Below are 8,224 nucleotides of genomic sequence, written 5' to 3' on the forward strand. Positions count from 1 at the left end.
AGGATGCAATTTTTATCGCCGATTTCCGCCTTTTTTGCGCTTTCATTACCGGCAATTGTCATTTTGTATTTGTTAAAAAGAACTTATATCGATACTGAAATTTCGAGCCATATGCTTTGGAATCGGGTGTTGCAGGAGCAAGAAGCTAATCGGCCGTGGCAAAAATTGCGAAGACGTCCGTTGCTGCTGCTTCAGCTGCTTGCGGCTGCTCTGCTCGTACTGGCTATTATGGGGCCGTATTGGAAGCAATCGAATGCCCCTCAAGGTCACGCCGTCCTGATCGTCGACCGATCGGCAAGCATGACAGCGAAAGGCGACGACGAACAACCGCTAATGGATCAGATGAAGGCGCAAGCGGCAAGCTGGATTTCGGAGCAGCCGTCTAATCGGCTGCTGACCATAATTGCTACAGGAGAGCAGCCGGAGCTGATTGCTTCCCGCGAGCTTGACCATAACGCAGCGATCGAAGCAATCAGCAGCCTGCACCCAACCTTCGGCGCAGCCGATAATCTGGCTGCGATGTCGCTGGCCGATTCATTGCTGACACAGGAATCTGACGGAGAAATCGTATTGTTTACCGACGGCAGATGGAAGGATGCGGCAGAGGTTAACGAGCTTCAGCTGCATTCGTCGCTTCGCCTCATGCTGGCAAGCGATAGCGTGGACGGCGGAAATGCCGCGATCGTACATTTCGGATTAAAGGATCAGCCTAACAGCGATAACACACGCGAGGCGGTTCTGACGGTTCGCAATGATTCGAATGCTGCCCGTCAGATGACAATAAAGGTTTATGCGGAAGGTTCGAAAAGCGCGATTGCGACTGAGAAAATGAAAGCCGAAGCAAACGGCTGGGCGAGCGTGAAAATAAGCAAGCTCCCGGGTGGAGCAGCCTTCTACAAGGCTGTTCTCGAATATGAAGGCGACCGCTATGAAGCGGATAATATGATGTACCAGTTTCCGGCCGCAGCAGGAGACAAGACGGCGCTGCTAGTCAGCGACGGAAATCTTTTTCTGGAGAAGGCGCTGCTGCTCGCAGGCGTGAGTACGTTGAAAGTAAATGCCGAGCAATACGTTCCTTCGGCCGAAAACGGCAAAGAGCTGGATTGGATTATTATCGACGGCGATGCAGAAAGGCTGCTGAAGGATAAAAATTGGACGAAGCTGCTGCGGGAGAAGCCGGTTTGGTATATCGATCATCCCGATGAAACAGGGGCGGTTCCGGCGAATAGCCGAATCGAAATTGCTGCTCATCCGATTACTTCATATTTATCGCTAGCCGATACGCATATCGGAAGGCTGGATGAGCCTGCCGTTGCATGGGGGGAGCCCATTGTGAAATATGGAGGCATTCCAGCCATTTTTGCCGGGACTGTTGAAGGAAAGCCGCAATTGCGGTTTACGTTCGATCTTCAAGATACGGATCTGCCGCTTCGCCCTGAATTTCCGGTTCTGATCGTACAGGCTGCGGATTGGATGAGCGGGGGGATTAGGAGCGAGTTGGGTTCTTCGATTGCAGATGCGAACGTTGAGGTGTCGGTAGGCAGCGATACGGCGAAAGCAGAGTGGATGCCTGTCGAATTGCTGAAAGGTTATGGACAGAGCAATGCGAATTCACCGATCGTCGCTGCCGACCTTACAAGCGGAGTGATTAATGCGCCCGCGATTCCGGGGTTGTATCGTTTGAAGGAATACGACGGATCCGGCAGAGCGGCGGGAGATCGGATGCTGGCTGTGATGGCGGATCCGGGAGAGAATGAAGCTTTCGGACAGGCAACAGAGCCGATCGCTCCAGTCAGTGCGGCAAAAGCGCCAGACACAAATACGGACAATACAGAACAAATGGATCGTGCCGGTATCGGATTCGGAATGCCGGCAGCAGCTGCATCCGCTGCCGGATGGCTTGCGTTGCTGCTATTCGCGCTTTTGATCGGGGAATGGGAGGTGTATCGTCGTGGGAATGCAGGCTAACTCGCCTTGGCTTCTCCTTCTCCTCATACCGTGGGGCTATTTCGTCTGGCGGATGATTGCCTCGACAGCAAGGCTTCAGGGAAGCCGCAAAGCCGCGGTAATCACTATCCGCGCGATTATTATGCTGCTGCTTATCGCCATTGCTGCGCAATTGCAGCCGTTCTGGACGTTAAGCGAGCGGAACGTTGTTTTTATCGCCGACCGTTCTTCGAGCGTTCAGGCGGACGAAGCGTTAGGGCAATGGATCGCGAAAGCGATGGCAGGCAAGGATGATGAGGACATGGGCGGCATCGTTACAGTCGGGCTGGACGCTGCGGTTGAAAGGGCGTTATCGAAAGACGCTTTGCGCAGTGAAGACAGCTATACGTTCCGAGCTGTCGTTAATGATCAGTTTACTGACCTGTCACAAGGTCTGCGGCTCTCATCCGGCCTGCTTCAGCAAGCTGGCGGCGGTCGAATTGTTTTATTAAGCGACGGAGCGGAAAATGCGGGGAGCATGCTGAGACAGGCTGCCATGCTCAAGAGCGCTGGCATTGAAGTGGATGTCGTGCCGATCACACCGCCGCAAGTGACAGACGCTGCTATCGAATCGTTTGATGTTCCGTCAACGCTTCGTCAGGGGGAGAAGTACAATTTTGAATTCACCATTACAAGCACGACAGCCGGAAGCGGCGAGCTGCGATTATATGGCGACAATATAGAATTGACTCGAAGCGTAATTCAGCTGGAAGCAGGGGAGAACCGTTTCGCGCTGCAAAGCGCAGCGCTTGATCCCGGTTTTCATCAATTCCGCGCTGAGCTGTTTACGGACGGGGATGAACGCGAGCAAAACAATGAGGCTTATGCGTTCAGCAAAGTAAGCGGTCCGCCGGGTGTCCTGATCGTTGAAGGCGAGCCGGGCTCATCCGCCAATATCGAAGCCGCTATGGATGCATCTTTTATCCGGCACGAAACGATAGCTCCGGAACGGCTGTCTGTCGAGCTGGCTTCCTATGCGGCATATGACAGCATCATTCTTCATAACGTTCCCGCAACGCGAATTGCCGAGAAACCGATGGAATGGATCGCCAAAGCGGTCAGCGATTACGGAATTGGACTTGTGATGATTGGCGGCAACGACAGTTTCGGCCTTGGCGGATATTTCAAAACTCCGGTCGAACGAGCTCTGCCGGTCTATATGGATTTGAAAGGAAAACGGCAAATTCCGTCTCTCGGTCTTGTGCTTGTCATCGACCGCTCCGGCAGTATGTCGGACGGCAAGCTGGAGTTGGCGAAAGAAGCGGCGATGCGTACGGTCGAGCTGCTTCGCGAGGAGGATACTGTCGGCGTAGTCGCCTTCGATTCCTCGCCTTGGTGGGTTGTTGAACCGACAAAGCTGACGAATCGCGAGGATGTCATTAGCAAAATTCAAGGTATTCAGCCGGAAGGCGGAACGGAGATTTTTACGGCGGTACAAGAGGCCTATAATGAGTTGCTCGAAATGCAGACGCAGCGTAAACATATCATTTTGCTTACAGACGGACAGTCGGCGTCCAATCCAGGCTATAAAACGCTAACGGACGCCATGGTGGAAAAGCAAATGACGATGTCAACCGTAGCTGTAGGCGACGGCGCGGATCAAACATTGCTGCAGCAGCTCGCAAAGGATGCGAAGGGAAGGTATTATTTTACGAAAGATGAAAGCACGCTGCCGGCAATATTTAGCCGCGAGACCGTTATGATGTCGCGTGCTTATATCGTGGAGCAGACATTTACTCCGCAAATCGGGCAGGCTGGCGACTGGTCTGCGCTGTGGAAAAACGGGATTCCGCAATTGAACGCATACGTCGCCACGACTGCAAAGGAAACGGCAGAAGTTGCGCTGCTTTCGCCGGAAGGCGATCCGATTCTGGCAAGATGGCCATACGGTTCGGGCAGGGCAGTAGCATGGACGAGTGATATGACGGGAAGATGGTCCCGAGAGTGGACTGCCTGGCCGGAAATGCCGAAAATGCTTACGGAATGGATAAAATGGACATTCCCTCAGTTCGAAAGCACGCCTTACTCGGTTCAAGCTGAGCTCGAGGGCCGTAAAGCGGATATTCGAATACGGGCAGAGGGCGGCGAAGGAGATTATTCGACCAAGCTGACTGCAGTCATCAACAATGCAGTCGGCGATACGAAGATATTGGAGCCTGTTCCTGTTGCTCCAGGCGAATATAAGGCAAGCTTGCCGATAAACGAGCCGGGCGTCTATTTGATGCGGATCGGCGGAGGCGAGAATGCGGCGGGCGGCGCCGCTGCCGGAACGACAGCGGGCTTCGTCATTCCGTATTCTCCGGAGTATAGACTTCTTACGCACGATAACGGAGCGGATACGCTGAAGCAGCTTGCCGAAGCGACGGGAGGCAGCGTGCTTGCGTATGATCGTCCGCAAGATGCATTTGGATTTGCGCCTGAACGGATGCGGCAGCGATTCGATTGGTCCCGCCATCTGTTCGTAACCGCACTGTTGCTATTATTGCTCGATATTGCGATGCGCAGATTGTCGCTTCCGTGGACTGCATGGGGGAAATGGCTGCATTCGCATCTAGCGTTCGCGAGGAAACAGAGCAACGAAGCCGCGCAAGCGGCATCGTCAGCATCCGTGCTGTCGGTATCGAGACTTCAGCAGCGGAAAAGCCGCGCCGCATCATTTTTTGAGAACGATAATGACCGACCGGCAGCGTCTGCCAAAGAAAACGTAAAGCGTACACAGGAAGTGATTCATAACGTATCGCAGCAAGAAACGGTTAAACCTCAACCGACGGCGCCTGCTCGACATGAAGAGTCTGACTCATCCGCTGCGCCTAAGCCGGACAGCAACGAGAAAGTGAATCGGCTTTTGGCGGCTAAAAATCGGACTAGGCGATAGAATTCTCACATGGAACAAACGCTTTGCCGGGGCATATTGCTTCTGGCAGAGCGTTGTTTTATTCTGGCTGGACATCGGCATTGCAAGAACGATACAATAGTCCAAGAGAAGGAGCGATGATAGCGGTGGACTGGTTATCTTCTCTTGTTGAGCAGCGAATTCAAGAAGCGATGGCAAAGGGCGAGTTCGACAACTTGCCGGGTAAAGGCAAGCCCTTGGAGCTTGAGGATCTGTCCTTTGTGCCGGAGGACCTTCGCGTCAGCTTCAAGCTATTGAAAAATGCAGGCGTCGTGCCAGAGGAAATGGCGCTCGCCAAAGAAATGGTTACACTTCAGGAATTGCTTGACCTTTGCAAGGATGAGAAGGAACGCAATTCGTTGACGCGCAAGCTAAACGAGAAAAGGCTTCGCTATCGGATGATGATGGAAGCTAGAGGCTGGAGCCAATCTTCGGCTTTTACGCAATATGAAACGCAAATTATAGAGAAAATCGAGAGGACGGATGAAAATGATCGCAACAATTAACCCGGAAGAGGTAGAATCGTTATTAAAGGAAGGAAAGTCGCTTAACTTAATCGATGTCCGCGAACTCGACGAGTGGGAGTCCGGTCATATTAAAGAAGCGCGTTTTCTGCCGCTGTCCGAGCTTGAAGCGCGGCTTGGCGAGCTCGACAAAAACGAGGAATACATTATGGTATGCCGGAGCGGCGGCCGGAGCGGCAGAGCTTGCGAATATATGCAGGCGCTTGGTTACAAAGTAACCAATATGACGGGCGGCATGCTGCAATGGCAAGGCGAAGTTGAATAAGCAACCATGAAAATCAGGGGCTGTCTCAATAGGTGATCATACCTATAAGGCAGCCCCTTTTAATTAGCCTACGCTAGTAATGATCTTATCGATCATTCCGTATGCCAGCGCATCTTCCGCAGTCAAAAAGGTGTCGCGGTCCATATCTTTTTCGACTTTTTCCAGCGGCTGTCCGGTTCGCTCCGATACGATTTGGTTTAGACGCGTACGAGTATCGACAATACGCTTGGCGCTAATCGCAATATCGGATGCTTGCCCTTGCGCGCCGCCGTGCGGCTGATGGATCATCACCTCGCTGTTGGGCAGCGCGTAACGGTGGCCCTTAGCGCCGGAAAGCAGCAAAATGGCCGCAAAGGAGGCGGCCATGCCGACGCAAATGGTATGCACTTGTGGTTTGATGTATTGCATCGTATCATAGATGGCGAAACCGGCAGTTGTGGAGCCGCCAGGGCTGTTGATAAACAGCGAAATGTCTTTATCCGGATCTTCCGCCGCCAAGAAGAGCAGCTGCGCCATAATGCTGTTTGCGGTTTGATCGTCGATCGCGGATCCAAGAAATACAATCCGATCCTTTAGCAATCGGGAATAAATGTCATAGGAACGTTCACCGTTTTTGGTTTGTTCAACAACATAGGGCATATACATACTCACTGCAATCAACCTCCGTTTGTTCGTTTTAGCTTACATATCGGAAAACGAATTGGAGACGTTGCAGGATACGGCAAATTAAGCATTGAAAATAAAATCGTCAACCAGCTCAAAGCGCGTATCTTTTTCTCGATGGCGGACGTTTACTATTGCAAAGGGAGGTAGTGCGAATGAACGGAATCGTTGGGGCAACAAGCGTTCAAACCGATTCACCGCAATTTATAGAGCAACTTGGCAAGCTCGATGCGACTCTTCGAAGGTATTGTCGATCGTTAACGGGCTCCTATATAGAGGGTGAGGATTTAGCGCAGGAGTGTTGGGCGAAAGCATGGAAAAAACTGAATATCGAAGGACACGCCAATGCAGAAGCGCTTCTGTTGCGTATCGCGAAGACGACTTGGATCGATGCGCTGCGCAAAAAATCCCGGCAGTCTCGTTTGCTGCAAGCGGAAACGGAAACCGTTCATCAGCCTGTGGCAGACGCTCTGGAAACCGAACGGCTCGTTCAAGCGTTAATGAATCATTTATCGCCGCAGCAATTGCTCGTTTTTATGCTAAGAGAAGTATGGGGATATTCCATCGAATCAACAGCGAAGATGCTGCGCACTACGCAGGGAGCGGTTAAAGCGGCGCATCATCGCGCTCGCGCCGCACTTCCGGCTGTACGAAAAGCGCTGCTTGATGATGAATTGCCAGAGCCGGCAGAAGCGGACCTAATCGTCATGGTTCGCTCAATTGCCGCAGCTTGTACGCAAGGCGAGGCCGCCTCGCTAATCGCGCTTGTCCAGAATGATCCGATACATGCGGCTGTTGCAGTAGGGTTCGCGCAAACCCGAATGATTCAGCTGAAACAGAGCTGGAACAACGCACGAGTGAGACAGCTTGAGATGCTGCTGCTATTCGCAGCGTAACAGATTAGGCTTTAAAAAGTGTTCAATAGAAAAAGGTCCCATTGTTGTCGTTAAGCTTAAATATTTTCTATTAGCACAATTCCTATTGGGATGGTATGTTATGAGAATCCTAATGTAAGGAGTGATTTTATGAGCAAACCGTTAATCGCAATCGTAGGAGCAGGTGCTGGAGTCAGTTCCGCAGTAGCAAGAAAGTTCGGCGCAAACGGATTCCGCGTCGCGTTGGTCGCGCGCAATACCGCTTCGCTCGAAGTTTACGCAAATGAACTTAAGGAAGATGGAATTGAAGTTTTTACGGCAGCGGCAGACGCTGCTGACAAACCATCGCTTCAAGAGGCTTTCCGGCAAATTCGCGAAAATTTCGGGCAGCCGGATGTGCTGCTCTACAATGCGGCAGCAATCTCGAAGGCGAGCCCTTCCACGCTGGGTGAACAGCAGCTTATCGACGATTTCAAAGTCAACGTCGTTGGCGCATTAACGAGCGTTCAGCAAGTCATTCCCCAATTTATCGAACGCAAGGAAGGGACGATTTTTATTACAGGCGGCGGTTTCGCGTTATCGCCTAGTCCGGATTATGCTTCGCTTTCGATTGGAAAAGCCGGCGTTCGCTCGCTTGCTTATTCGCTGGCCCAGGAGTTGAAGCCGCACCATATTTATGTGGGCACGGTAACAATCGGCGGTTATGTTCATAAGGATACGTTCTACGATCCGGATCTGATCGCCGAAAAATATTGGCATCTGTATCAAAACCGCGATGAAACGGAAATCGTGTTCTCGCAATCGCAGCCTTCCCATTCCGTCACGCAATAGCATTAGCAAAATCGACAATCATGAAAATTAGCGTTGCAGGGATTGCTCTCTGCAACGCTATTTCGTATTATCAGGTCAGCCAGAGATTTCTGGTTGGCCTTTTTTAATGGCCGTTCTATGATGGCGGTAGCTGGGAGAACGTACGCTATTTTGAGGCAGTGACCTCGTCACAAAAACTGTTTTTCCC

Annotated in this window: 7 protein-coding genes; 6 read left to right on the forward strand and 1 reads right to left on the reverse strand. The window is 51.8% G+C overall.

Features of this window, described 5'->3' with window-relative positions; genetic code table 11:
• The first annotated feature begins 3 nt into the window (after positions 1–3).
• The 4 genes from GOM71_RS11005 (at position 4) to GOM71_RS11020 (ending at position 5,668) form a co-directional block, all read left to right on the forward strand.
• The gene (locus GOM71_RS11005) at positions 4–1,968 is read left to right on the forward strand and encodes a vWA domain-containing protein (RefSeq protein WP_156280936.1); all 1,965 of its coding nucleotides are present in this window, start codon (positions 4–6) and stop codon (positions 1,966–1,968) included.
• Positions 1,958–4,861: a VWA domain-containing protein gene (locus GOM71_RS11010; RefSeq protein ID WP_253944800.1), complete on the forward strand. Its 2,904-nt coding sequence runs from the start codon at positions 1,958–1,960 to the stop codon at positions 4,859–4,861. Before GOM71_RS11005 ends, GOM71_RS11010 begins: the two co-directional genes overlap by 11 nt.
• A 125-nt stretch (positions 4,862–4,986) precedes the next feature.
• On the forward strand, positions 4,987–5,385 hold the full coding sequence (locus GOM71_RS11015; RefSeq protein WP_367649554.1) for a DnaJ family domain-containing protein: 399 nt from the start codon (positions 4,987–4,989) through the stop codon (positions 5,383–5,385).
• Entirely contained in the window at positions 5,372–5,668 is a 297-nt protein-coding gene (locus tag GOM71_RS11020; protein WP_483311035.1) for a rhodanese-like domain-containing protein, read from the forward strand. The genes GOM71_RS11015 and GOM71_RS11020 overlap by 14 nt, the downstream gene beginning before the upstream one ends.
• Positions 5,669–5,731: 63 nt before the next feature.
• On the opposite strand, the gene clpP is transcribed toward GOM71_RS11020, so the two are convergent.
• Positions 5,732–6,319, reverse strand: a complete 588-nt coding sequence (gene clpP / locus GOM71_RS11025) for an ATP-dependent Clp endopeptidase proteolytic subunit ClpP (RefSeq protein WP_367649555.1) — start codon at positions 6,317–6,319, stop codon at positions 5,732–5,734.
• A gap of 167 nt (positions 6,320–6,486) precedes the next feature.
• On the opposite strand from clpP, the gene GOM71_RS11030 reads away from it, so the two are divergent.
• Positions 6,487–7,227 carry an RNA polymerase sigma factor gene (locus tag GOM71_RS11030; protein ID WP_156280944.1) on the forward strand — a complete coding sequence of 247 codons (741 nt, stop codon included), beginning with the start codon at positions 6,487–6,489 and terminating at the stop codon, positions 7,225–7,227.
• Between the two features lie 129 nt (positions 7,228–7,356).
• Positions 7,357–8,037 carry an SDR family NAD(P)-dependent oxidoreductase gene (locus tag GOM71_RS11035; RefSeq protein ID WP_156280946.1) on the forward strand — a complete coding sequence of 227 codons (681 nt, stop codon included), beginning with the start codon at positions 7,357–7,359 and terminating at the stop codon, positions 8,035–8,037.
• The last annotated feature ends 187 nt before the right edge of the window (positions 8,038–8,224 follow it).

Source organism: Paenibacillus sp. NEAU-GSW1 (genome assembly GCF_009737085.1).
In the GTDB taxonomy this organism is placed as follows: Bacteria; Bacillota; Bacilli; order Paenibacillales; family Paenibacillaceae; genus Pristimantibacillus.